At 34.3% G+C, this 25,220-nt stretch carries 22 protein-coding genes and 4 tRNA genes; 4 read left to right on the top strand and 22 right to left on the bottom strand.

All coding sequences use genetic code 11. From position 1 onward, the window contains the following. Positions 1-151 precede the first annotated feature (151 nt). Both RCG25_RS25120 and RCG25_RS25125 read left to right on the top strand, forming a co-directional pair. Entirely contained in the window at positions 152-454 is a 303-nt protein-coding gene (locus RCG25_RS25120; RefSeq protein ID WP_308081511.1) for a hypothetical protein, read from the top strand. A gap of 1 nt (position 455) precedes the next feature. Further along, positions 456-659: a helix-turn-helix transcriptional regulator gene (locus RCG25_RS25125; protein ID WP_308081512.1), complete on the top strand. Its 204-nt coding sequence runs from the start codon at positions 456-458 to the stop codon at positions 657-659. A 71-nt stretch (positions 660-730) separates the two neighbouring features. Here RCG25_RS25125 and RCG25_RS25130 read toward each other — a convergent pair whose 3' ends face one another. The 3 genes from RCG25_RS25130 to RCG25_RS25140 form a co-directional block, all read right to left on the bottom strand. Continuing rightward, positions 731-961: a hypothetical protein gene (locus RCG25_RS25130; RefSeq protein WP_308081513.1), complete on the bottom strand. Its 231-nt coding sequence runs from the start codon at positions 959-961 to the stop codon at positions 731-733. Positions 962-1,016: 55 nt separating this feature from the next. Next, complete coding sequence (locus RCG25_RS25135) at positions 1,017-1,271, bottom strand: DUF7660 family protein (RefSeq protein ID WP_308081514.1); 255 nt, start codon at positions 1,269-1,271, stop codon at positions 1,017-1,019. A gap of 344 nt (positions 1,272-1,615) precedes the next feature. Further along, complete coding sequence (locus RCG25_RS25140; RefSeq protein WP_308081515.1) at positions 1,616-2,671, bottom strand: toll/interleukin-1 receptor domain-containing protein; 1,056 nt, start codon at positions 2,669-2,671, stop codon at positions 1,616-1,618. Between the two features lie 276 nt (positions 2,672-2,947). Between RCG25_RS25140 and RCG25_RS26140 the strand changes: the two genes are divergently transcribed. Further along, positions 2,948-3,055: a hypothetical protein gene (locus tag RCG25_RS26140; protein ID WP_374121097.1), complete on the top strand. Its 108-nt coding sequence runs from the start codon at positions 2,948-2,950 to the stop codon at positions 3,053-3,055. Between the two features lie 328 nt (positions 3,056-3,383). Here the strand turns inward: RCG25_RS26140 and RCG25_RS25150 are convergent, their stop codons facing one another. The 14 genes from RCG25_RS25150 to sigW form a co-directional block, all read right to left on the bottom strand. Next, positions 3,384-3,746 (bottom strand): type II toxin-antitoxin system RnlB family antitoxin, encoded by a 363-nt coding sequence (locus RCG25_RS25150; protein WP_308081517.1) that lies wholly within the window; start codon positions 3,744-3,746, stop codon positions 3,384-3,386. Positions 3,747-3,759: 13 nt separating this feature from the next. After that, positions 3,760-5,208, bottom strand: coding sequence for a ribonuclease H1 domain-containing protein (locus RCG25_RS25155; protein WP_308081518.1), 1,449 nt, complete (start codon positions 5,206-5,208; stop codon positions 3,760-3,762). A gap of 291 nt (positions 5,209-5,499) precedes the next feature. Further along, a complete protein-coding gene (locus RCG25_RS25160) occupies positions 5,500-6,795 on the bottom strand; it encodes a tetratricopeptide repeat protein (RefSeq protein WP_308081519.1) in 1,296 nt (431 codons plus the stop codon). 250 nt (positions 6,796-7,045) lie between these two features. Then, entirely contained in the window at positions 7,046-8,875 is a 1,830-nt protein-coding gene (locus RCG25_RS25165) for a TnsD family Tn7-like transposition protein (protein ID WP_308081520.1), read from the bottom strand. A gap of 9 nt (positions 8,876-8,884) precedes the next feature. After that, positions 8,885-10,477 carry an ATP-binding protein gene (locus RCG25_RS25170; RefSeq protein ID WP_308081521.1) on the bottom strand — a complete coding sequence of 531 codons (1,593 nt, stop codon included), beginning with the start codon at positions 10,475-10,477 and terminating at the stop codon, positions 8,885-8,887. Next, positions 10,470-12,623, bottom strand: coding sequence for a Mu transposase C-terminal domain-containing protein (locus tag RCG25_RS25175; RefSeq protein WP_308081522.1), 2,154 nt, complete (start codon positions 12,621-12,623; stop codon positions 10,470-10,472). Before RCG25_RS25175 ends, RCG25_RS25170 begins: the two co-directional genes overlap by 8 nt. After that, on the bottom strand, positions 12,620-13,432 hold the full coding sequence (locus tag RCG25_RS25180) for a TnsA endonuclease N-terminal domain-containing protein (RefSeq protein WP_308081523.1): 813 nt from the start codon (positions 13,430-13,432) through the stop codon (positions 12,620-12,622). Before RCG25_RS25180 ends, RCG25_RS25175 begins: the two co-directional genes overlap by 4 nt. A gap of 30 nt (positions 13,433-13,462) precedes the next feature. Next, positions 13,463-15,331, bottom strand: a complete 1,869-nt coding sequence (locus RCG25_RS25185) for a TnsD family Tn7-like transposition protein (protein WP_308081524.1) — start codon at positions 15,329-15,331, stop codon at positions 13,463-13,465. 516 nt (positions 15,332-15,847) lie between these two features. Beyond that, positions 15,848-17,650, bottom strand: coding sequence for a glutamine--fructose-6-phosphate transaminase (isomerizing) (gene glmS, locus RCG25_RS25190; protein ID WP_308081525.1), 1,803 nt, complete (start codon positions 17,648-17,650; stop codon positions 15,848-15,850). Positions 17,651-18,148: 498 nt separating this feature from the next. Beyond that, positions 18,149-19,498, bottom strand: coding sequence for a phosphoglucosamine mutase (glmM, locus tag RCG25_RS25195; RefSeq protein ID WP_308081526.1), 1,350 nt, complete (start codon positions 19,496-19,498; stop codon positions 18,149-18,151). A 35-nt stretch (positions 19,499-19,533) separates the two neighbouring features. Beyond that, the gene (locus tag RCG25_RS25200; protein WP_308081527.1) at positions 19,534-20,751 is read right to left on the bottom strand and encodes a CdaR family protein; all 1,218 of its coding nucleotides are present in this window, start codon (positions 20,749-20,751) and stop codon (positions 19,534-19,536) included. Beyond that, positions 20,744-21,571: a diadenylate cyclase CdaA gene (gene cdaA, locus RCG25_RS25205; protein ID WP_308081528.1), complete on the bottom strand. Its 828-nt coding sequence runs from the start codon at positions 21,569-21,571 to the stop codon at positions 20,744-20,746. Before cdaA ends, RCG25_RS25200 begins: the two co-directional genes overlap by 8 nt. A gap of 190 nt (positions 21,572-21,761) precedes the next feature. Continuing rightward, complete coding sequence (locus RCG25_RS25210; RefSeq protein WP_308081529.1) at positions 21,762-22,385, bottom strand: anti-sigma factor family protein; 624 nt, start codon at positions 22,383-22,385, stop codon at positions 21,762-21,764. 18 nt (positions 22,386-22,403) lie between these two features. Continuing rightward, a complete protein-coding gene (gene sigW, locus RCG25_RS25215; protein ID WP_308081530.1) occupies positions 22,404-22,967 on the bottom strand; it encodes an RNA polymerase sigma factor SigW in 564 nt (187 codons plus the stop codon). A gap of 169 nt (positions 22,968-23,136) precedes the next feature. Between sigW and RCG25_RS25220 the strand changes: the two genes are divergently transcribed. After that, positions 23,137-23,322, top strand: a complete 186-nt coding sequence (locus RCG25_RS25220) for an aspartyl-phosphate phosphatase Spo0E family protein (protein WP_308081531.1) — start codon at positions 23,137-23,139, stop codon at positions 23,320-23,322. A gap of 41 nt (positions 23,323-23,363) precedes the next feature. On the opposite strand, the gene rocF is transcribed toward RCG25_RS25220, so the two are convergent. From rocF to RCG25_RS25245, 5 genes are all read right to left on the bottom strand, one after another. Continuing rightward, entirely contained in the window at positions 23,364-24,263 is a 900-nt protein-coding gene (gene rocF / locus RCG25_RS25225; RefSeq protein WP_308081532.1) for an arginase, read from the bottom strand. A 592-nt stretch (positions 24,264-24,855) separates the two neighbouring features. Then, positions 24,856-24,931, bottom strand: a tRNA-Ala gene (locus RCG25_RS25230). Positions 24,932-24,936: 5 nt separating this feature from the next. Continuing rightward, positions 24,937-25,011 (bottom strand) — tRNA-Gly (locus RCG25_RS25235). A 53-nt stretch (positions 25,012-25,064) separates the two neighbouring features. After that, positions 25,065-25,137 (bottom strand) — tRNA-Lys (locus tag RCG25_RS25240). 1 nt (position 25,138) lies between these two features. Next, a tRNA-Gln gene (locus RCG25_RS25245) sits at positions 25,139-25,213 on the bottom strand. Between the last annotated feature and the right edge of the window lie 7 nt (positions 25,214-25,220).

The following is a 25,220-nucleotide window of genomic DNA, read 5'->3' on the forward strand; positions in this document are numbered from 1 at the left end:
ATATCTCCTTCTTGTGCTAAACTGCCCCTTTACCTCAAGAAGGAAAAAGGATATTTACACTAAAATGTAAAAGGTTTTTGAAAAAAAAAATATAAAAATGATACACTAATAATGTAAAATTCTTTTTACATATTAGAGAGGAGTAAAATTAATGAATACCTCTATATTTATTAGTTTTATCGTTATTTTAATTGCACTGGTGTTAATAGTGTATTTATTTATTTCTTTATCGAAACAAGGAGATGAACTTCAAAAACACATAAAGGACAAATCAGTTATACAAACATTTTACTTTACAATATTTTATTTAGTAATTATATCTATTCCTAAAATGTTGTATGTAGATTTTATTAAAGGCGGCAAATTCGGTTTAAATCCTTTTGTTGTTTTAGCGTTGATTTCAGTTTATTTTCTTTTATCTTTAATGACTAATAAAAAGAAATATGGAGTTTAAAATGGAGAACCAGATCAGACATCTGAGAAAAAATAAGAAATTATCACAAGATGACCTTGCTCAACTGTGCAAAGTTACAAGGCAAACTATAAATGCTATTGAAAACAATAAATATGACCCTACCTTGTCACTTTCATTTGAGGTGGCTAAACACTTAGAAACAACAGTCGATGAGTTATTCATGAATAAAATAAAATCATATTAAGTTAACCGGCACCGTTAGCACAACAAGAAAAAAGACCGCCGCAGCGATCATTTCTTTAACTATTGCCCCCGTTACTTCAATAAGGCTAGTTCCTCTATTGCAAGTTTTGCTGCATACTGTTCGGTATCAGTTTTAGTTTTAGTAGTAGTAATTTCTTGCCAAAACTCTTCCCAAGTATCTCCTTCTTCATCGACACACTCAGGAAAATATTGAAACAACCTGATTTCATAAGTCCTTTCACTTTTAAAAATGACAGCCTTATATTTTTTGTTAACAGATAAAATTTCTTTAAAGCTTTCCATGAATATGCACCATTCTTCTTAATGATTTTTTACTAAAGCACTCATTAGTTAAATATCATTCATACATACCTGAAGCATATAGAATGTCAGCAATAGTCTTCCAAGATGGTTGTTTAGGCACTGGGTGATTTGTATTTAAATAATATCCTTCCATATCATTAACCCAAGCCTCCATAGCTTCTAAATAATCTTCAAGGGTTATATTCTCCCACTCAGCCCTATTACTTTGTAAATCCATTCTCAAGTGTTTTATGAATTTGATTAAGTCTGCTCGACTCTTTACGTTTTCTACTTTTTCATATAATTCCATCTTTAAACCACCTTTTTATAATAAATTTCTCCAAAAGGTTAGGCTTTCCCTTCTTCAACTATCCTGCTCCGTTAGTTTAAGTGAAAACTTTCACAATCATTACATTATATTTCAACATAAATATCCATTCTTTATTGAATACGATCCTCAACAAACTGGCCCGATTGTTGAACGAAAATTATACAACACTCTTCAACTAACTTGCCTGATAGTACAATAAGTTCTACAAAAAAAAGCGTAAATCCTAGTTGGACAAACGCCTTCGTAGTAATGTGGAAAAAAGTTTTAGACAAATATCCACATAAAAATGGAAATGGTAAATTTAATTATTGTCCACCAAATATTCATTTTACAGTTGAATTCATTTCTTCTATAAAAGCAGCGTAATTAGATTTTTTTAATTTATTTAAATCGGTATTATTCCAATCACTGATTGCTGATAGAAAATCACTAACATTATCAGAAATGCTTCGTATTCTTTTTAGTTCTTGTAAGGGTTGAATTTTATGTAAATCGTCATCGATTGTATTAATAATATCTTCATTTCTTTTATACTCTTCTGCCCAATAATTAATGTACTTAACTCTCTCTAGAAGAGAGTAAATATTCACTGCAAATTGAGTCTGCTTTTCAGATTGAGAAGGTAATAAGTCAATATCTGTATCCTTTAGAATTACTAACAGCATTTTTTCTTTGTATTCACGTAAACGCATGACCTCTGAAATTTCATACATACAGTTGACAGATTTTAAATAATTATCGCTTATAATACTAATGACAAAATCGTGTTTACCGATTGATTCCATAAATTCTTTTATACTGTCCTTAAATTTCAATCCCCGAATATCTCGTGTTAAAGTATATCCCATTGCTTTAAAATCATTGTCAATCAAATCAGCAAATGCTGCATCCGCCCAACAATATGAAATAAAAATCTTTGGTTTCATTTCCTCAACAACTTCAGGTGTAACTGGCTCAATTCCAACAATAATATCTTCAAAATACTCTCTAATATGGTTTACTAATTGAATTGTTACTTGATGGTTAAATGCATCTATATGTTCTTGGTATTTTTTACCATCTCCATACCCCATACTAACGTGAATAAACGACTGATTCGCTTCAATATATTTTAACAACTGATAGATGTATGAAACTTCCTCTTTTGTGTCTAATGGCAATACTAATTTATCATTCCATCCTTTTTGTCCTATTATCTCTTCAAAATTAATCGTTTCTACAGTACATTCATTTATAAATTTCATGATTAATGGGCTATTTTCTATAAATAATAAAAACCTTGATAAATCTGTTTGTTCTGACCCGAATTTTGTTGAAAGTAATCTTGAAGAATTTGTTCTAAAATCTCTGCTAAGTTTATTAATTTGTTTTATATCCATCTCTACTTCCTCCCGCAGTAAACACAATAAGGGTCAAGCCACTTATCAAGTTCAGTTACTTTAAAATGAGAATCGCAACATTTTTTATGGACCATGGTTAAGTGATCATCGAGTTCATAAAGTTCAGGTTCATAGGCTACAGGTTTTTTACCCGCATTGAATTTAAATAATGAATTTCCTTTAGTTTTTCTTTCCAAACTTTTAAACATTTGATAAATAGCATCTTCGACATAATTTTGGGCAATAGCAAGTGCTTTTTCGATTACTTCTTCTGAAATAAAAGAATTAAATTCGTCTACTAATCCGCAAATTGGACAAAATATATTTATCACATCTGTTTCTCGAAACTCTGGAGCCGATATCTTAAATTTATTTCTACAATAGGGACAACATACTCTAAAATATTCATCAGAATCAGTAGGTATTTCTATAGAAAAAGATTCCGTTCTCATACTTTCAACTCCTTGAATAAAAATCAAATAATTTAATCAGGACACAGGAATATATTCAAATAGAATTTACTAACTTTATTCTTTCATATTTACACTACAATTAGGCATCTTCTAAATATAGAAAACAGCATTTTCCTATATTATACAAAATAATATAAGAAAATGCTGCTCCTTTGGAATTCTTATAATAATCAAAAAGCCACCTTTATTGGTGGCTTTCCAAAACAATAATAACCAACTCATATTACTTCCTATTAGTCCTAAATAGAGATACCGTGAAGTAGCAATTTTTTTTGGCTATTATTTAAAATGGAGTTGTTAATTATATTTGGATATTGTCTTAAAGTGTTATTTGCCTTAACCCTTAAATCATTTTTTCTTTCGATTTGGATAAAATTTACAGAACTATAGTTTATTTTTCCGTTTTCACAGAGTAATTCTATAAAGCGATCTGAATTATTCCCTGAATGCAAAATATTGTCCACAATTATTTTACCAGAGCAAACAAAACTATTTTCTTCTTCAAAGTCCCTAAGTAAATCAATTGGACTTTCCGAACTTAAAGTAGTTAGAAGAGCAGAATAAGAAGAGTCATTCAAAAATTCAATTGAGACTTTCTTCATAAATCAACACCTCCTAAAATACAGTATAATATTTATCAATTAATTCTAGATTATCAAATATTAATATTCTTGCTTCTTCCATTGTTTTAAGAACCCTTGTAACGCCATTTTTATCCCAATGATTTAAAGTATTCCTGTGATTTTGGTAAAAATTATAAAGATCATTTATATGAGATACCTGTTCCGCTGTATAATGAATTTGATGTGCTTGTTGAAGGTAATAAACATCATCGATTTTATCAAAGCATTTAAATCCATGCACATTATCATCTAGTCTCACTATACCCTTACTTACAAGTATCTTATACATATAATATTCAATAACCCTAAGAGAAGGTGTCGCTAAATCGGTATAATCAGGCCTTTTTCCTTTTAGCATTGTATTATAAACTGCCTGATTAAGTGTATTTATTAACTTCTGATCATTAGTTTTATTTTTATCAAAATTAGGTAGCAAATGATTAAATTTCGTAAATATTTCACTTTCTTCAATATTTACTTCATAATAATCATTCAGCAATTCAACAACTTCACCTTTGTTAGGTAAAAGCTCTACAACCAGCATCATTAATTCTTCAAGCAATTTAGATTGCTTACCTTGAATTGTTGTTGTTCCATTATTATAACAGGAAACAACAATCTTATCATTATTAAGCGATAGGATAAAATTTGTACATTTTTTTGCTTTTCCAGCTTCCTGAATTCTAATTTCAGCGTTACTTAATTCAAGAAGTTCAAAAATACTTACGAACTCTCCTTTATCGATACCTGTTACAGTAACACAACCATCAGAATTATTTTTAATGCCCTTTTTTAATAAAGACTTTTTAGCTAATTCATCTGCCTTCTCATTATACTCTATACCAGAATGTGCTTTTACCTTATGGAACTCAATATCTATACACCGTCTCATGTCCGTAACAAAGACAACATAATCCTTTGCAATAGCGGTTTTTGCTTGCCATTCTCCTACAGCCCACTTTTCAATACCCGTATAGTCATAAAAAATAGCTATTTTCTTATATCCTTTACCAACGGCATGAGTAATGGCACTTTGTACACCTTCTATTTCACCAGCTACATTCCGTGAATCCACGTAATCCTTATTATTATCTGAACCAATTATTTCTTCTGTTGTCCCATCTTTACCTACTAAAACTACACCATATCCATAAACCATTGATTGATGATCGTAACTTCCATCTACAAATGCAACTAACGTTGTATCGTCAATAGCACTAATATATGTATTGATGTCTGCGCTACTATTTTCGCTTTGATTAATAGGCAATGAAGAGGAAGAAGATATAACACCGATGAACTGTTCAGCTTCCTCTTTAGTTGTAAATCCCTTATAAGCCGCTCCAGAAAAGCCATCTATTTGCTCTTTACATTCAGCCCATGTTTCGTAAATACCCGCCACTCTACCAGCTTTTACTGCATAATATTTTTTCTTAGCCAATGTTTATCCCCCAAATCATTACATTCTCTATCTATGATAAAAATCTTAGTTCAAATCTTAAACTTAACCCATTATGTTTACTTATTTCACTTCATTTATAATACCACTATAAAACCACTTGGATACAATATTTGTTAAAAGTTACTTGAACTTTTGATATAAGAAATTTGAACACAAGGGTAAATAGAGCTTCTAAAAAGGCAAATGAAATGGTAGTAGCATAGAACTGAGTTATTTCCTTGATATATCCCTTAATGTTCACAAAAACTAAAACTGTATAGGTGAAAATTTTTACATTAATACAATATTAATTGCCTTCCAAGATTCTTGCTGTTTCTTCTTATCGAAGGATGGAATAGCATCAAATTTTACCTTTAACCCTTCTTTTGCTTCACCTTTAATATCGGATTTATAACAAAAAAATGATTCGTCTGGGGTTTTTATAAAACAAAAGGGTTTTTCATCTTTGACTTGTATAAGGGTCCCGTTTAAAGCATTTTTAGACTCCCTTTTTGAATTTCCTTCAATAGTTTTTTTATTATCTGAGGCAGCTATCGTATTCCAATACGTTCGGCATTGATGAAGGACATCTTTATAATTCATCATATTGGTGAGATTTAAATAATTACCAGTTTCCTTTATTAACTGTTCCACATCACCTTTTACCACCCATTCCTTCTTTTCACGAATAAGTTTAAGCAACAACAGGTGATAATATGATTCTTCCAATCTATTTAATTCTTTGCATATCAGAGCGATATCATGAAGTAAAGTTACTATGCTTTCCAACCTATAAGAAAGTGTTGCTGCCTGATACATCTTCTTTAAGGCTTTTTCTTTTTCGCCTTTATTTTTTAATACATTTGCTAATTGGTGAACAATCCACCAGTCCACTTTCTTATGTTTACTGAGGTCCGTTAATACCTGTATTGCTTTATCGGATTTACCCATTTGTTCATACGCTTGAGCTGCCAAACATTGAAAGAATTTTTTTTCTTGATTAGCTTTGTTAATGATACTATTCACCATTTCAATCGCTTCTTGATATTTCTTTTGATGAATCAAACATCTTACTTTATGATGATGCCAAATTAAGAAGTTACTCCAACCTGTTGTTCCTTTAGATAGAGTTATTGGTTCTTTATCCAAGGTATCTGGGTTTATTCTATCAACCCATAGGGTAGCAATGTCCCATTTTTTAAACTGTTTTGCCTTCTTTAAAACAAATAAAACGGTTGTATTCTTAGGCAACTCATCCGGATTTAATTTCATGATTTTATTTGCTATCGGCAAAACACTTCCTATGGATGCGGTTTCATTCATCATTTTTAAGCTGCCAATATAGGTCCAAATTATTTCATTTCGACACCAATTAAAATCCGAATAATCTTTTTCGCATTCCTTTACCAAGGACAAAGCTTCTTCATTCATATTTAGCTTACGAAGGCAATGCAAGTAACCAGCTGCATCAAATTTATCCTTTGTGGTGGTTTTCCACAATTCATGGTAAATAGGCAGGGCCTCTTTTAATAGCCCTTGTTTTCTTAAAGAGTTTGCCTGTTGTTTTTGCTGTTGTAAATTACTCATGGGTATATCACCTTTGTCTTCATTACTTTTCCATTTATTTTAATACATGAAGTTTAGCAACATCCGCCAACTACTGTTATATGTGATGAGAACATATTATCCTTTTTTACAATATTATCATAAAATTTACAATAACTTACTATTCAATTCATCAAAACAATAATAATTTTTGTGAATTCACCTCAAAAAAAAATGACCTTTTGCGAAGGCCATTTTTATTCCAAAACCAAAATTATTAATAATATCATCATCAATTCTCTAGAATCTCTTTTATCAATGATTTCACTTCTGGTTTAAGTGGTGTTTTTAAACCAGCCACCCTTTTTACTTTCCATTCAGTTATTTCCTCATTTCGTTCCTTTAATTTACTTAAGATGAATCTAACTCTTCTTAATTGGAATACAGAAGTATCCTCTAAATAATTATTTAAAATAGCATTACTCTTAGGTAGTTTATGCATGTGCTTTTGTAAAAGAGTACGCTTACCTATTTCTGAGCCGATACTAGAAATAGTAATTCGTCGTGGTGGTTCATGTTTCAAAATATGACTTGCGGCCATAAGAATTTCATTCTTTATAATAAGATCGCGATTATCCCAATCAATTATTGTTTTATTAGAATCTCTTACCTTTTTAGGAGAATTGTCATTTAGCCATTTCTTGTCGTTTCGATAAAGGAATAAATACAACGCAGGGTTTTCCCTCCTAATCCGGGTGATACTATGATCTTTGTTCTTCTCAATTAATGCAACCCATTCTTGTTTTTTAATTTTACATACATCATTGTCTACTGGTTTTTCCTTATTGGCAATTAGATGTTTCTCTTTTGAATATTTAATAATTGTGTTGGTATCTACATCTAATTGCCGAGCAACAGCTCTATAACTCATTTTCTTGGTATGTATTAAATCATGCACGGTATTTAACCATATTGTTCCGAATTGTTTAATCCGACTAATTTTATAAACGTTACTAAATTCTTGCTTCCTTGTATAATAAAATCCACATTCACATTTAAAGGTACCTATTAACTGTTTAGTCTTCGAACAGGATGTTATCTCTATTTTGGTTATTATTGGTCTTTCATAATGGTCTGCGGCCTTATTTAAGCAGATATATGGGCCATCTCCAAACGGATTATCCTTTATGTTTTCAATATGTTGTATTGATTCAAGTGTTTCTCCAAGGAAATGTATAAGTAATATATGCCGAACAGGGTGAAAAGTTTTTCTATGCTTTCTGGTGAGAGCTTTTAACCAACAATTTGAATCTTCATAGCAGACATTTGATTGTAAAATGTTTAATACTTCCTCACCATAAAACAACTTGAACTGCTCGCTCAGTTCCTTCTGTTTAACAATTCCATTGATAGTTAATAAACCTTTTTGCCTTAATAAGTTTTTATACTTTGACTGGAGTATCTTTATTTCAAAATTATATGATTTTGTGGCTATTTTTATACAATGCCTAGCTAAACAACACAAATGTTCAAGTGTTTTAAGACTAATATTATTTAGACAAGGTTTAATACAATGATTCTTTGAAGCAGCAACAAATAGGTTTCTTTGTTTAGAACGATATGGAACTGAACTTTCATGTAAAACAATATTATGCCTTACACAGACGAATACTCCCGGAAGCTGATGGTCTACTCTCCAATAAGTCTCTCCATATAAATTTATATCCTCATCAAGACATAGAGGACAGTGATGAAAGAACTTTTTATCCTTTATAGCGCTAGCCATTACTCCAGTCATCATATGTACAGCGCCTTTATTATTACCTGAAATCATGGCATCTTTAACAAATGCTTTTTTATCCAACGAAATAAAGTTGGAGTAGTAATTATAGAAAGTATGACTATTTATCAATTCCTCTTCATCTAAATCAATAAAAAGACTTAGGTGGTTTATTAATTTACCTATTTTTAATGGTAAATCAGGGACTGCTAATTGCATCGGATGTTCAAATAAGTCTATTGAAGTATGCTTTGGACTTTTATTAGCACAATATTGGTGATACCTAGCAACAAAGCTGTATAGTAATTCGTTTGAATATAGCTTAGGAATAAAACCAATCATATTATCACCTTATATTATGAATTCATCTACCGGAGACCCTATATATCCTTGTTCTAAAAGAATTTCATAAGCTGATTTTTTATCCTTTTTACCTTTTTCAATTATTTTTGCTAATAAGTTTTCTGATTTAGTTTCATTGATCATTTTCAATTGTGATTCTTTATTTTTCTTTTTCATTTCAAGTTGATTTAATGCCTTTACCATGATATCTGTTGAATTAACAACGTTTGGTTCCTTTAAAACAATTCTAACAGCTTTTTCTGCATCGTTGGCATCTACTCCTAATGTAATAAGTGCATGGATTGCCTTTTCCATTTGAGAAACTTCAAATTCTTTCTTTTGTCTCTCTTGTTCATCTTTTTTCTTTTGGATACTAGCTCTTAGATCAATTTTACTTTTTCTTAGTTCTAGAAATTCCTTAAGGTCCATAGGTGTTATATCTTCATATTTTATTATTTCTGATTCTCTTCCAGTCCTCAACGCTTTTAACATTGGTTGAACTAGTTTCAAATCTTCATTACCTACTTGTTTTATTGCTTTTGGTGTTATTCTTTCATTTCCTGTTTCAATTGCTCTACTCTGGGCAAGAGAAAACAGCTTGACTGCAATATCTAAAATCCCTTGACTTTCTTTATATAGAACCTCCATTAGTTCATCAGTTAGTGGAGTAAAAATTGATGTCCACTGGTATTTCCACATTTCCTCTATCATCATCTTCCAATCATCATCGAATTTCATCTGTTCCCAAACCATGTCACCTTGGCCGCTCCCCCGTCTTGCTTGCCTAAAATCTTTTTGTAATACCGCTTTTGCTTTCATAGTCCCTATTAATATGACCGGGATACCAATTTCATTAATTAGCGTAACAAAAAAGTTCATCATTTTTTCTGATCCACTGTCCTTTGTTGTAAGCAAATGTTGAATTTCATCAATAATAAGAGTTCCTATACAATGAATTCTTGCAATGCGCCCCATATGAATAACCAAGGCACTTATAGAATTTCTAGGATTCCCATATTTACTTAAATAATTGGTACCCAATATTTCATCTAACTTTAAAAAAAAATCCATGCAAAGGGTTTTCAAAGAGCCATCGTGTGGACAATTTAATTTTACCCATACTACTTGTATTCGATTAATCGGATGCTTGTGTAAAATCACTTGAGGATATAAAGAAAGAACTTTTTCAATTGCTGATGTTTTTCCTATACCAGAGAATCCCATTAAGGTAAAACTTGATGCTGATGTCGGTACAATGGGATTATTATTACTTAAATATCCAGCTTCCTTACTATCTAAAGGGTTCCTTGCTATATAGCCTGAACGTATTAATCTTGAAATTCTACGCTCCAAATCAAGATGTTGGGTAACTGGTTGGAAAAATTGTTGAAGGCGAAAAAGCATATGGTATCTTATTTCCTCAGATAATTCTCGTTCTTTTTCATGATAAAGTGGCTCAAAACGCATTTTTCCATAAGCATCACCCAATGATAAAATAGGTGGCAGTGCTTCAATTAATGGATTACCTTTATACTCAACAATCTCTTGTGGATTGTATACCGCCTCCGGAAAATGCTTATCTTTTTTATTCGTATTATCCATGTATCTTATCACCTATACTCTTTTGTTGTAGTAATTCTTTAATTGATTTTCTTTTAAATTCAGATTCTGATGGTTCTACATTTTTTATCACTATATCTTGCTGATATTTTAAGTTTTTTTCATTTGCAGCTAAGTTAAATTGTTCTTGTTCTCTTAAACGTTCCTTTTCTACTGAACGATGTTCGTTAATTGATTTAACTCTTTCATTAATACTCAGATCATTACTTTGCAATTCTTCAGATCTCTGAATTGCAGAGGAAACAGTGTTTTCTATCTGGTTTATTAAATTTATTTCCTCTGTTATCTCCTGATGTTGATATTTTCTTTGCTGAAGGTCATCGTATTCATGCAAATATTTTATATCAACCTCCGCCATACCCATGTACTTTTCTTCATAATCTAATAATCGGCACACTTCATATGACATCCGATTATTGCTGATTAAATAGATGGTAGACATATTGCGAGGGTCATAAGCGATATCAACGTTCCATGTACCTTTTATTCTTGCTGAAGAAAACCATGATTCTTTCACAGCTTTGTCACATGAATAATGCATTTTGTTAAACTTAATACCCTTTTCAGTTACCGTAGCCACACCATGTGGTAGCAAATTTAATTTAATTTGTTCTGGTGGGTAATAGGTTAATTTCCCCGAACTGTTTTTTATGCCCCAATTCCATAATTGGATAGGGATTGGCATAACTTCATCAGCAATCATATCTTTATTCCTTGGGTAGTCCTTTATTAAGTGATGATTATTATGATATATAATTTCTGCTATAATAATCTTTGTAAAATCTTTCAAAGTCAATTTCGCATCTAAACGATAATCCTTAGCTCCCCTCTCTCTAAAATCTTTCTCTATATATCCAGGGAGTAAAGGTTTTACTCTTCTCTGAATAACATCGAAGTATTTTTCAACGATTCCTTTCCAGTCAGGTCTGTATGGAGCTGCATTTTCAGGCACTAAATTAAATGCATTAGTTAAACGTTCAACATTATAACCCTCAAATTCCCCTCTATCTGCTAGTAACTTTTGCGGCAAATGTTCACATGGCCACTGTTCCTTTGAAATTTTCATACCATACTCTTCACAATACATTTGTTTATCACTAGAAGTATTAGCAATAGCCATCATAGCGCCAATCCATGATGGTCCCTCTAGTCCTACATACATCCCTGCTATTAGACGACTAAAAACATCAACCACCAAATAAACAACTGGTCTTCCAATTATCCAATCCGGATTATATTCTGAAATTAAATAGACGTCAGCGATAGTTGCATCGATTTGAAATCTAGAACCCGGTCCAAAGGATTCACTTGTTGAATTGCCCATCATTTCCCTATAAAGTTGTTCGTACTTTGTTTTTCCTATTCTTGGTATTGTTATTTGTTTTGGGGAATACTCGCTTTTAAGAAAATATCTAAGTTGATTAATTGATGGTATCTCTTCCGTATCCATTAAAATAACTTTTTCTTCTCCGTTCTCGTAATATGTATCTTCTAAATAGAATTCCTTCAGCATCATCTTGTAAGCAAAAGGTAGTTGATTTTTCTTTTGATTAAAGTAATATTTCTGCAAAGTATATCTGAATATTTTCCTAATTTCTTCAGTAATAACAACCTTTGATACTAACTCTTTATACTTTCCAGGTCTTCCATTTTTATTTTTATTTTGCTTACTTTGTCCTATTGCCCCACAATTGGAGAAATCAGGTAGCAACGCATTAGGAACTTTACCCCTTTGCCAGTATTTACGTAAATACTTATAAACCGAAGGCTTGCTAATTTTATGCTTTTTCATTACCTCGTTAATTAATTTCCCTCTTGGTTTATCAAAGTAAATATCAGGTTCTTGGTTAACAATATCTTTAATAATGTTCCATGCGTTGTCTTTACCTGCGATTGCTTTATCACTGACTATTCCACATGTTTTTGATGGCGACTCTGATAGTTTTTTTAATAGACCTCCTTCAATAATCCCGTCCTTTATTTCTTCTACCTTTCTTAATAAAGGAAAAGCATTAGGTTCTTTTGTATCAATAACAAATACATATTTATTATCTTCACTTATCCATAGCACACGTAATTCTTTTCCCGTTTCACAATCTACAATTAATTCATTTCCATAAAAATTCATGATATTTTTCCCTCGTCCTGTAGATCATTAAACGATAATATACTGACATCTTCTCTAAGATTAATACTATCTAACATATTCACTCGAACTTTCTTTGTGGCAAGTAAATATTTAAAAAGGCTAATTCCTAATCCATCTTCTAACTTATATTTCTTTTCAAAAAAGTTAATGATTCTTAATATCTTTCCTTCGTTATTACATAACTCGTTATACAACAACCTTGCTAAAAATCTGTTATCCTCATCTATTCTGTAACTTTGATGAATGTACTCAATGTTCTTCCACAAGTTCTTAGAGATGTCCTCGTTTGTTACAATTTCCCAATCTATTCCTTTGTTCTCCCAATACTGTCTTTCTATTTCAAGCTTTTCAATAACTCGCTTATCATTTAATTCCTGAGCTGGCTTTATACACCTTGCAAAAAAAATATATCCATTTTCTTTCTTAACTGTAATTAAAAAATCCGTTGTCATAACAATAGGAGTACCGGTATTTTTGTCAATTGGGTGTTTAATCTTTTTTTGATCAGCTATTTTTAAAGTTAATTCTCTCTCCAAGGGAAATTGTTCTCTGATATCAAAAACATTATCAGCCCAATCTAAAATATACATATAACTTTCCTCTATATCTGAGAACAATTGCATTATTCTATTGGTTTTCCAACTTTTTGGCCTATGGGTCCTCCCTTTTGATGCGAAGTCCTGATTGGTTAACCAAGGTTTATAGTTTTCGAGCTCCCCGCTTCCTCGTCCTTCTTTTATATATTTTTCAATTTTTTGTTCAGTCCAAGTTGTATTTCTTTTAGCCATAATTTTAAAACTCCTATTTTAAAAATGAATTTATTTGTCATAGCTTTGACATAACTTTTTATAATGTTCTTTTAATAATTCATCTAAATAAGGTATCACTTCCTTCTTAAGAGTTTTTCTTATACCTGTAACCTCTAACAGTTTGAATCTACTTACTGGAGTATCTTCAAATAGTTCTTTTAATGTTTTTTCAAGTTTTCTTTTTTGAAAATCGACCGCAGACTCAACAATTTTTTTTAAAAAAAATAATGTTTTAGGATATCTTTCATCAATTCTATAGTGCCCACATTGCCTGGAAAAAGCGTGATGTGATTTTCTAAGCTGTTTTCCAGCTATTTCTTCATATTTTTTCCATTTTTTATTTGCAAATTTGGCTCGCCTTAATAGTTTTAAATCCTCTTCGTATATATCACTTTCACCTTTTGCCTTAGGTTTAATCCCTTTTTTTGAATCAGGGGAATTTGCAAATAACCATTCCTGATCATAAATATGTAACCAGCTAAAGACACCTCGATTTAATGAAGCTATTTCGGTTCGTGTAAAATTAGGATTATCTTCTCTTAATTTCTTCCAAATTATTCTATAGTTTTTAGTTTTATCTATTCTTGCTTTTGTTATTTTTTCCGCCTTACATTTGATTCCATTTATAATAGGGTCTGGTCCCTCCTTAATTATTTTCCTTAACGTCATTACACTTAGTTTGGTCTTTTTTGACAATTCCTGAAGGGATATGCCCGTTTGGATTAACCTTTTAAATTCCTTTTCCCAAACATGCCCCTTTTTCATTACTCTATTACTAAAGTATTGAACCTCCACTGGTTCTTTTTCTCCGATTCGCAGCCTATATACATAACCACAATGACATATAAAATCACCTTGATAATCTCTATTAACAAGATGAACACTAATCTCAATATTTTTTACAACGTTTTGTAAATAATGGTCAGATAGCGGATTCATACAAACCCATGGTCCCTTTCCAAAGGGTTTGAACTCAGGACTGCTTTCTATAAACTCTTGTACAGAACCAGCTAGCGAAATCATTAATAATACTTGCCGAACAGGATGAATTTTTTTAATACCCTTTTCTGAAAAATCTTTTAGCCAATTGTGTTGCTTTGGTTGGGAATTTAGTAGCATTAAGGTCTCTTGTTTAAATTTCTGGTGTATTAAGTCATATAAATTCCCCTTTATTTTAGACAGAGGAATTGATAGCCCAGCAATTTTTATAAATTCTAGATACTTTACATATAAATTTTCTGTGCCAATTGCCTTGGGTGAGTGATCTAAAAAATACTCTATGTTTTTAGTAATAATACTAAGCTCCTTGATTACTTCTTCATCAACCTTATTGATAGTTGAATTAGGAACACAGTTCTCAGGAAATTCAAACCTATTTACTGATTGTCTGTTATTATTAACCGAAGACATCATTAATACTTCAAGATGGCGAGGGCATACAAAAACTCCAGGTATCTGAAACAGCCTATCCCAATATCCCTCACCATATCTTTTTAATTGGTCTTTTAAGCATGAAGCACAGTAATACAAATGTTCCTTTTGAGGCACATTCACCTCTTCTATTATTCTTTGCTTTCGCATGGTCGAACCTCTAATCATTTCAATAGATGTTCCTGTATCTTCAAAAGGCAAATAAAAAGGGAGAGTGGTATGACTTTTAAAAAAATAATCTATTGTGTATTCTTTGGAAAAATGGTGTATCTTTTCTGATAGTCGTTTTATATATGTTATATATTCGAAATCAATTTCTATTCTTTTATTGTTAAAAAATTCCTTTTGCACAAAATATCTGGAACCAACTCCAATATGTCGTGAATATCTAGCTATTATACTGTAGATAGTTTCACCTTTGTAAGGAAATGGAAAATATACAATCATACCTTATTAACCTCACTTTACTTAACGAATATTTCCATTTGATTCTGCGTCGCTCTTCAAATTCTTTCATCACCTCCTTCATTTCATAACAACAAAAAAGCACCAATTAATTAAAAAACTAAAAAGAGACAAAAATAAATAAGCATTAGTAGTTAAACTAATTTCTTTAATACTTATTTATTAGTTTTTGTCTTTCTTAAAGTTTTTTAATTAATTGGTGCTAATGGAATTAAGAATTCACTGTAGCAACAATTGCCCCATTAAACTATTTGCTCTAAAGCAATTTGTGGGTAACCGGAGATAGCCATTTTAGAAATGGCTATCTCCCATTGTTATTTGTTCCTATTTCCCACAAATTTTACTGATTATTACCAACTTTCACGAATTTAACTACTGGTGAAATTCTAATTAAAGACATACACTCAGTAAACAACTTTTTTTTCAAGTAAACGACTTTTTTTTCAAGTAAACAACTTTTTTTTCAAATTACAGCTTCAATTTTTCCTTTTACAACAATTACTCAACCGTTACTGATTTAGCAAGGTTACGCGGTTTGTCTACGTCGCAATCGCGGTGTAGGGCTGCGTAGTAAGAAAGTAATTGTAATGGAATGACAGAGATAAGTGGTGTTAATAAATCATTTACTTCTGGAATCACGAAGCTGTCTTCGTCACGGTTTAGACCCTTCATTGATATGATACATGGGTTTGCACCGCGGGCTACAACTTCTTTTACATTTCCACGAATACTTAGGTTGACACTTTCTTGTGTTGCAAGAGCGATTACTGGTGTACCTTCCTCAATTAAAGCGATGGTACCGTGCTTTAATTCACCGCCAGCAAAGCCTTCTGCTTGAATATAAGAAATCTCTTTCAGCTTTAAGGCACCTTCTAAACCAACATAGAAGTCGATTCCGCGGCCGATGAAGAAGCAATTGCGTGTAACGGATAAAAATTCTCTTGCGATCTGTTCAATGATTTCTTTTGAATCACAAAGAACTTCCATCGCGTTCGCCACAATACCTAGCTCTTTTACAAGATCAAAATCAACACTTAGGTTACGGCTCTTCGCTGCAACTTCCGCTAAAATAACAAGAACAGCTAATTGTGCAGTGTAAGCCTTTGTAGAAGCAACAGCAATTTCAGGACCAGCATGTAATAAAAGCGTAAAGTCTGCTTCACGAGAAAGCGTAGAACCGGGAACGTTTGTAATCGTTAAGGCAGGGTGACCCATTTCTTTCACATTGACAAGAACGGCACGGCTGTCCGCAGTTTCTCCACTTTGTGAAATGAAAATAAATAACGGCTTTTCAGAAAGCAATGGCATGTTATAGCCGAATTCACTTGAAATATGAACCTCAACTGGGATTTTTGCCATTTTCTCAATAAATTGCTTTCCAACTAGACCTGCGTGATAAGAAGTACCAGCAGCAATAATGTAGATCCGGTCTGCAGCATTGACCGCATCGATGATTTCACGACCAATCGTTAATTCACCTTGCTCATTCTGGTACATTTGGATAATACGACGCATTACTAGCGGCTGTTCATCAATTTCTTTAAGCATATAGTGTGGGTACGTACCCTTTTCAATATCACTTGCGTCAAGTTCTGCTTTATATGGAGCACGGTTGATGACTTCACCGTTAAGATTTTGAATTGTCACTTCATCCTTCGTTACGATAACAATTTCTTTGTCCATTAATTCTACGTACTGATCAGTTACTTGAAGCATAGCCATGGCGTCACTTGCTACTACATTAAAGCCATTTCCAAGACCGACAAGAAGCGGACTTTTGTTTTTCGCAACATAAATGGTATCATTGTCCTCAGCATCTAAAAGCGCAAGCGCATAAGAACCGTGTAACAATGTTAGTGTTTTACGGAAAGCTTCTAAAACGTCTAAGCCTTCGTTAACAAAAAGTTCAATCATCTGAACGATAACTTCTGTGTCTGTTTCACTAACAAAGGTTACGTCTGTTAGGTATTCGTTCTTTAACAGGTCATAGTTCTCAATGACACCATTATGAACTAACGTAAAACGGCTAGATGCACTTTGGTGTGGGTGAGAGTTTACTTTGCTTGGAACACCATGTGTTGCCCAGCGAGTATGACCAATCCCGATGTTAGCCATGACGTCCTCGTCTACAATGTTACGTAAATCAGCAATGCGGCCCTTTTCTTTGAACACGTGAATGCCATTTGCGTTCTTAACAGCAATACCTGCTGAGTCATATCCTCTATATTCAAGTTTTTCTAACCCTTTTAATAAAATTTCTTTCGAGTCGTTATTTCCAATATATCCAACAATTCCACACATTTTCTGTTTCCTCCCTGATACAGGGGGCAAGGCTCTTTGGAGGCGTACTTGCCCCCTTATCTCTGTTTTTTAGGTATCTGTCTATACCGTTTTAAACATTACAATTAGTATGCGCATATTCTTCTCTTTGTGCACAGAGTTGCCCCTATGTTTTAAAGAAGAATTTTTTCGGTTGTGCGTCTCAACCGGGAGGTATCCGCCGATCATTCGATAAACCTCCTCCTCGTCAACTAATCTATCCACTGAAGATTAGTTCAGGCGCTTTTATTGTTCACTCTTAACACCTATCCACCTTTCTATATTAGAATGGTCAACTTGCTTTAAAAAACAAAGCATGTTTATACTACTATGATTGGCAGAGTCCGTCAACTAATAACCTAAAATTATAAATATTTTCCATATACAACCGATAATACATAATAAAGTATGCAGAGAGCTACTGCTTAGTTCCCCTAAATTGGAAAAGCTCCAGCTTTTATGCTGGAGCCTCATTCCCATTTATTCTTTTAATTCCATTTCTTCTTTCACAACAGCAACAATACGATCTACATAAGCATCACATAGTTCCTGTGTTGGTGCTTCTGCCATTACGCGAACAAGCGGCTCTGTTCCTGATGGACGAACAAGGATTCTTCCGTCCCCAGCCATTTCTGCTTCTACCTGATCAATAACTTCCTTCACTCTCACATTATCTGTTACGTGGTGCTTATCCGTTACGCGAACATTCACGAGCTTTTGAGGGAATTTTTTCATTTCGCTTGCAAGCTCAGATAATGGCTTTTGTGTTGCCTTCATAATGTTTACTAATTGTAATCCTGTTAATAGACCGTCACCTGTTGTGTTGTAATCCAAGAAAATAATATGACCGGATTGTTCTCCACCTAGATTAAATCCATTTTTCTTCATTTCTTCTACCACGTAGCGGTCACCAACAGCAGTCGGTACGCTGTTAATTCCGTGGCTCTCTAAGGCCTTATAAAAACCAAGGTTACTCATGACTGTAGACACAATCGTTCCATGCTTTAAGCGTCCATGTTCCTTCATATATTTTCCACAAATATAGAGAATTTGATCGCCATCGACAATATTTCCTTTTTCATCAATCGCAATTAAACGGTCGCCATCCCCATCAAACGACAAACCAACATCGGCACCTTTTTCTTTTACTAAAGCAGCAAGGGCTTCGGGGTGAGTAGAACCCACTCCCGCATTGATATTTAATCCATTAGGAGATGCCCCCATGGTTGAAAGGTCTGCATCCAAATCAGCAAATAGGTGAGATGCCAATGAAGATGTTGCCCCATGTGCGCAATCCAACGCAATATGGATACCGGCGAAATCTTCATCTACACTATTTTTTAAGTATTGCAGATACTTTTGTCCGCCTTCAAAATAATCCATGACCTGTCCAAGGTCACCACCCGTTGGACGTGGTAGTTGATCTTCAGATAAGTCCATTAATTCTTCAATTTCATTTTCCTGCTCATCCGAAAGTTTAAAACCGTCTGGACCGAAAAATTTAATTCCGTTATCCGCTACAGGGTTATGTGAGGCAGAAATCATTACACCCGCCTGAGCTCCTAATGCTTTTGTTAAATAAGATACACCTGGTGTAGAAATGACACCTAAACGCATAACCTCAGCACCAGTAGACAATAATCCTGCTACGAGGGCACCTTCAAGCATATGACCAGATATACGTGTATCACGCCCAATTAGTACCTTGGGACGATCTTTATCCTTCGTTAAAACATACCCGCCAAATCGGCCTAATTTAAAGGCTAATTCAGGTGTTAATTCACTATTTGCTACTCCGCGTACCCCATCGGTACCAAAATATTTTCCCATTTCAAAAATCGCTCCTTCAATATATAGGCTGGATCTTATGCATTGTTATTTGTAATTTTGATTTTCGCCTTTGCTTTATCCGGTTTCCAGTTGAGATCTTTAGGGCCTTCTATACGGATATTCACATCGTAATCCCCTTCAGAAAGGCTGGAGAGGTCAACATACACGGAAAAATCCTCAGGCTTTAACCCATTTACAGCAGCACTAGGACCAGTAACCAATAAACTGATCATCTGATTCACCGGGTCGTTAATCTCCACATCATAATTTTCGGATAATCCTCGAATTTTTAAAGGGATTTCCGAAACTGTTTTTTCTTCCATCTTTTTAACGACAACTGTTGCCTTTACCATCTGCGGTGTAACCTTCGTAATTCCATTCGAAATGATGACAGGTAAGTCGAGCGTGGTATTCTCCGTAATTTTGCTAACGTCAACTTCTACACGTACACTTTCGGTATCCTTGAGAATATCCTCCGGACCGATAATGGTCGCCTCTTTTACATCTAAATCAATGGATTCTATTGTTACTCCCGTTGGCGGTGTTCCCTTCTTTTGCACCGTAATCGGGACCGTCTTACTATTATCTTTAATTGGAATGGTGACTTTTACTGTACCTGGCTCCACCGTTACATCCAACTTATTTAAATCCTTATCTAAAACTTGAACCGTGGCTTCTTTCGTAACGGTTTCCTTCCATTTCTCTTTTGCCTCTACAGTCGCTTTTACATAAGTGATTCGATCAATGGCACTCTTGGCACCTGTGATTTTTACTTTATTTGGTTCTACAATAGGTTGTCCGGCTGAATAGCCATCCTCAATTTGTCCCTTGTTAAATTCTGCTTCGACTTTAAATTCCTTGGTGATTTTTTCTTGCACAGATACTGTAACCGTATCTGGTTTCAAGGTTGCCTTTAGTTTATCGGAAAGGTCTTTTACCTCTAGTTTCACTTTTTGTTTCCCAATTTTTGCATTCGTTAAATCTACGAATACTTCAAAATTTCTTAAAGTATTGGCAGACTGAACATGTGTCATTGGACCTTTTAGGGTAATATCCACTGTCTCTGGGATACCAGATACCACTAAATTTTCTGTATCATAATACACTTTTACAGGAAAATCCTTAATGGTAACTGACGATTGCTTTCCTGGTACATTCACATCACCTGGGTTTGGGATGGAGGAATACAATAGAACAGCCAATAATAACGCAAGAATTTTTATAAACCATGGGTTATCCATCAATTTATCCATTATTCTTCCCCCTCCAGTTCCAACGAGCGGAAGAAGCTTGTTTTGCTTTATTATGAATGATTAATTCACTCGTAAGTAATTCCTTTAATCCATCTGCTTTCAAATCACGATGTAGTTCTCCATTCCTTGTAAGAGAGATACTACCCGTCTCTTCCGAAACAACCACGGTAATACTATCCGTAACTTCACTAATTCCTAGTGCCGCTCGATGCCTTGTGCCTAGCTCCTTTGAAATAAATGGACTCTCAGACAAAGGAAGATAGCAGGCAGCAGCTGCAACAGTATTCTTTTGAATAATTACAGCCCCATCATGGAGGGGGGTGTTTGGAATAAAAATATTAATGAGCAATTCCGAAGAAATCGTGGAATTTAATGGAATACCTGTTTCTATGTAATCACCCATACCCGTTTCTTTCTCAATCGATATCAAAGCACCGATACGGCGTTTCGCCATATAGTCTGTGGCCTTAATAATCGCTTCAACTGTTTTTTCTTGATCATCATCATCTGAGTTACTGCTTCTTGAAAAGAAGCGCCCTCTCCCTAATTGCTCAAGTGCTCTTCTGAGTTCAGGCTGAAAGATAATGATTATAGCAAGAAATCCCCAATTTATGGCCTGTTGCATCATCCAGCTTAATGTGACTAAGCCAAGGTACTCACTGACAACTCTGACTAGAAGGATAACCAATATCCCTTTTAATAACTGAACGGCTTTTGTTCCTTTTATCACATTAATCAGTTTATAAATGACATACCATACGAGGACAATATCAACAATACTAGCTAAATACTTCCATACAGTGAAATCAGCAAACTGCATTGTTTTTCCTCCGTAATTTTATAAAGACCTTATTCATCACAACTTAATTATTATACCATAAATTCAACATACACTTATTATATGTATATCTTTATACGATAACTCCCTTCAACCATGGACTTCACGGATATTTCAAGTAAAATCTTCTTGGTTAAAAAAACAAATCACTCATGCATCGAGTGATTTGTTTTTATTCAGTTTCAGGTTGCTCAAAAAGTTGGACAGCATCTTGTCCTGCCTTTTTCATATGATACCATATCCAGTCAAAGACCTCATTAACCTCTTCAATTTGTCCGGTTACATGTCCCGCTGAAGCCAGGTACTGCTCCCCATGGATAACAGTAACGTTTCCTTGAACTTCGCCTTCTATTTTAAGTTTTCCGTTACGAACCACCACATCGCCCTTTACTACTTCTCCTTCAGGAACTATGACGGTATTATTTTTCACCACTAAGTTCTTTTGCTTGGTTACGGCAAATTCCTTGTCTTGATTCCAAGTGGAAAATAGGCTTCCTAACATTAAGACTACGAATACGGATGCTGCAGCAAGGATAGGATGATTTTTCAACCACCGTTGCATTCCTATCTTTTTCTTTTCTTTAGGAAGACGAGCTAATACATTTGCTGTAAAATCGTCCGGAGCTTGCATATGAGAAATGCTTTGTACAAAAGCAATGGTCCTTTTCAGTTCATTAAAAATAGCATCACATTCTGAACAGCTTTTGAGATGCTCTCGTAGTTTTTGTTCTTTTTCTGGTTCAATTTCTTCATCTAAATATTCGTGCATTAGTTCAATGATATGTTCTGGACACATTTAACGTTTCACCTCTTATCACACATATCTTAATTGTTGTCTTAACGCTTCTCGTCCTCGGTGAATTCTTGTTTTAACCGTTCCAAGCGGCAAATCAAGAATTTCACTAATTTCATTTAATGACAGCTCTTCAATGTATTTTAGTACAATTGCAGAACGATATTTTTCAGGTAGTTTTAAGATTTCCTGTTGAACGGTCTCATGCAGCTCCAAACTTTCTACCTCATTTTCAGGCAGCGGAGTATTAGATGGGACCTGTGCATACATAGTTAATCCTTCTGTTCCTGCCACTTCCGAATCTAAATAATAATCAGGTTTCTTTTTCCTCATGCGGTCAATACATAAATTTGTGGCTATCCGAAAAAGCCAGGTAGAGAACTTTAAATCTTGATTAAACGATTTAATATTTACATAAGCTCGGATAAAAGCTTCCTGTGCCACGTCTTCCGCTTCGTGTCGGTTTCCCAGCATTCTAAAACAAAGCTGGTAGACACTATTTTTATATATCTCGACGATTTCACCAAAGGCATCCTGGTCGCCTTTAATGACTTGCTTTATTCTTTTTTTAATTATAGCTTCCATTAAATTACCTCAGCTCCAATGCTGCTATACGATAATACGAATCGCTAGCAAAAAAGTTTCGCTTTAAAACGAAATAACTTTCAATACCTATAATATTAACAAAAATTTACTATTACTGTTAAGGAAATAGTTTAAAGTTTTTTCCTTGGGGGTAAAAAGATATTAACATTTGAAAAGAAGAGAGGTCATGTGCAAAGTGGGTCTTCAACGTCCTAAGTTAATGAAGGAAATAGAAATATGCCGAGATGCAATGGTAAAACTTGCATCTGAGACTTCTTTATCACATCCCCATGTCATTGCAGTAAGTAAAAAGCTTGATGTGTTGCTTTATCAGTATCATACATTGGATTACTAAATAAAAAAAGCAGCTGTGGTTTTTCCAGCTGCCTTCGCTATTTATAAGAGTTTTTCACCAAATAATGAACCCATTAACTCAACTGCGCATACCGCAGTTTTATTTTTTTCATCTAGAATTGGGTTCACTTCTACAAATTCTACAGACGTAATAATTTTTGCTTCTTCTAGCATTTCCATAGCAAGATGACTTTCTCGGTAGCTGATTCCACCCATAACTGGTGTACCTACCCCTGGTGCATCACTAGGATCTAGACCATCTAAATCTAGTGATAAGTGAACGCCATCTGTTTTTTCCTTTAGATAGCCAATCGTTTCTTCCATTACTTTCGTCATACCTAAGCGGTCAATTTCATGCATAGTATAGACTTTTATACCTTTTTCCTTTATTAATTCTTTTTCGCCGTCATCTAGTGCCCTTGCTCCAATGATGACAACATTCTCAGGCTTTACTTTTGGAGAGTAGTTTAAGATTTGGGTTAATAAAGAGTGCCCCCATCCAAGGCTGACTGCTAAAGGCATCCCATGGATGTTTCCTGTAGGGCTTGTCTCCGCTGTATTCAAATCACCATGTGCATCATACCAAATGACACCTAGGTTTTTATAATGCTTAGAAACGCCAGCTAATGTACCAATTGCAATGCTATGATCTCCACCCAATACAAGTGGAAATGCCCCTGATTGAAGGACTTCGTCTACTTTTTCTGCTAGCAGCGTACTTTTTTCTGCCACTAGGTCGAGATTTCGTAAGTTTGATTCTTTATCTACGACTACTTCAGGTCTTCCAACTGGGATATCACCCAAATCGTGAATTTCATCGAACAGCGGTTTTAACCGTTCGTAGATTCCTGCATAGCGGATGGCACTAGGTCCCATATCCACTCCACGCCGCATTTGGCCTAAGTCCATAGGCATTCCAATAATAGATAGTTTCTTAGTCAAAGCAATTCCTCCCTAACCCTTTATCAATACTATTTTAACCGCTTTCATCCAGATGACTCAACTCGACAAAATTTTGTATATATATGCGGTGGGGATGTGGGGGTTTGGGAATATGGTACTCTATTCACTGTGCTGGTTCTGATATCGATGAAATGGAGCTCTTATGTGAGCCTGCGGACGGTTTTTCACTTAAAAATCATGATTATTGGTTCATAGGACCTCTCTACGTGATCTTTTTTTCTTAAAAGTCATGATCAAGGGCTCATAGCCCCCCTCTATGCGACCTTTTTTTCTTATTAATCCTGATTACGGGCTCGTAGGACCCCTCTACGCGACCTTTTTTTCTTAAAAGTCATGATTAAGGGCTCATAGGACCTCTCTACTCGACCTTTTTTACTTAAAAGTCATGATTAAGGGCTCATAGAACCGCTCTACACGACCTTTCTTACTTAAAATTCATGATAAAGGTCTCATAGAACCTCTCTATGCGACCTCTCTATTATTATAAGCTAGAATTCAAGCTCATAAAAAATACAGGTCATAAAAAAAGCCTTAAATCATCGTCTGATTTAAGGCAAAGTATGTAGTGTGATGGTGGAGCCTAGCGGGATCGAACCGCTGACCTCCTGCGTGCAAAGCAGGCGCTCTCCCAGCTGAGCTAAGGCCCCATCTATGGAGCGGAAGACGGGATTCGAACCCGCGACCCCCACCTTGGCAAGGTGGTGTTCTACCACTGAACTACTTCCGCATATTCGAAGATAAAACCCGAGGATATATATCCCAGGGTTTTATCTTAAATTATGAGCCATGAAGGACTCGAACCTTCGACCCTCTGATTAAAAGTCAGATGCTCTACCAACTGAGCTAATGGCTCTTGGCTGGGCTAGCTGGATTTGAACCAACGCATGTCGCAGTCAAAGTGCGATGCCTTACCGCTTGGCTATAGCCCAATATTGA

Origin of the sequence: Neobacillus sp. PS2-9, from assembly GCF_030915525.1 — a bacterium.
Taxonomy (GTDB): Bacteria; Bacillota; Bacilli; order Bacillales; family Cytobacillaceae; genus Neobacillus.

What these genes read in the sequence shown, in the direction of transcription:
- RCG25_RS25150 (WP_308081517.1), bottom strand. Translation starts at nt 3,746, where the DNA reads ATGAAGAAAGTCTCAATTGAATTTTTGAATGACTCTTCTTATTCTGCT.
- RCG25_RS25185 (WP_308081524.1), bottom strand. Translation starts at nt 15,331, where the DNA reads ATGATTGTATATTTTCCATTTCCTTACAAAGGTGAAACTATCTACAGT.
- RCG25_RS25210 (WP_308081529.1), bottom strand. Translation starts at nt 22,385, where the DNA reads ATGTGTCCAGAACATATCATTGAACTAATGCACGAATATTTAGATGAA.
- RCG25_RS25120 (WP_308081511.1), top strand. Translation starts at nt 152, where the DNA reads ATGAATACCTCTATATTTATTAGTTTTATCGTTATTTTAATTGCACTG.
- RCG25_RS25200 (WP_308081527.1), bottom strand. Translation starts at nt 20,751, where the DNA reads ATGGATAAATTGATGGATAACCCATGGTTTATAAAAATTCTTGCGTTA.
- glmS (WP_308081525.1), bottom strand. Translation starts at nt 17,650, where the DNA reads ATGTGTGGAATTGTTGGATATATTGGAAATAACGACTCGAAAGAAATT.
- RCG25_RS25125 (WP_308081512.1), top strand. Translation starts at nt 456, where the DNA reads ATGGAGAACCAGATCAGACATCTGAGAAAAAATAAGAAATTATCACAA.
- sigW (WP_308081530.1), bottom strand. Translation starts at nt 22,967, where the DNA reads ATGGAAGCTATAATTAAAAAAAGAATAAAGCAAGTCATTAAAGGCGAC.
- RCG25_RS25135 (WP_308081514.1), bottom strand. Translation starts at nt 1,271, where the DNA reads ATGGAATTATATGAAAAAGTAGAAAACGTAAAGAGTCGAGCAGACTTA.
- RCG25_RS25165 (WP_308081520.1), bottom strand. Translation starts at nt 8,875, where the DNA reads ATGATTGGTTTTATTCCTAAGCTATATTCAAACGAATTACTATACAGC.
- RCG25_RS25130 (WP_308081513.1), bottom strand. Translation starts at nt 961, where the DNA reads ATGGAAAGCTTTAAAGAAATTTTATCTGTTAACAAAAAATATAAGGCT.
- RCG25_RS25140 (WP_308081515.1), bottom strand. Translation starts at nt 2,671, where the DNA reads ATGGATATAAAACAAATTAATAAACTTAGCAGAGATTTTAGAACAAAT.
- glmM (WP_308081526.1), bottom strand. Translation starts at nt 19,498, where the DNA reads ATGGGAAAATATTTTGGTACCGATGGGGTACGCGGAGTAGCAAATAGT.
- cdaA (WP_308081528.1), bottom strand. Translation starts at nt 21,571, where the DNA reads ATGCAGTTTGCTGATTTCACTGTATGGAAGTATTTAGCTAGTATTGTT.
- RCG25_RS25180 (WP_308081523.1), bottom strand. Translation starts at nt 13,432, where the DNA reads ATGGCTAAAAGAAATACAACTTGGACTGAACAAAAAATTGAAAAATAT.
- RCG25_RS25175 (WP_308081522.1), bottom strand. Translation starts at nt 12,623, where the DNA reads ATGAATTTTTATGGAAATGAATTAATTGTAGATTGTGAAACGGGAAAA.
- RCG25_RS25170 (WP_308081521.1), bottom strand. Translation starts at nt 10,477, where the DNA reads ATGGATAATACGAATAAAAAAGATAAGCATTTTCCGGAGGCGGTATAC.
- RCG25_RS25160 (WP_308081519.1), bottom strand. Translation starts at nt 6,795, where the DNA reads ATGAGTAATTTACAACAGCAAAAACAACAGGCAAACTCTTTAAGAAAA.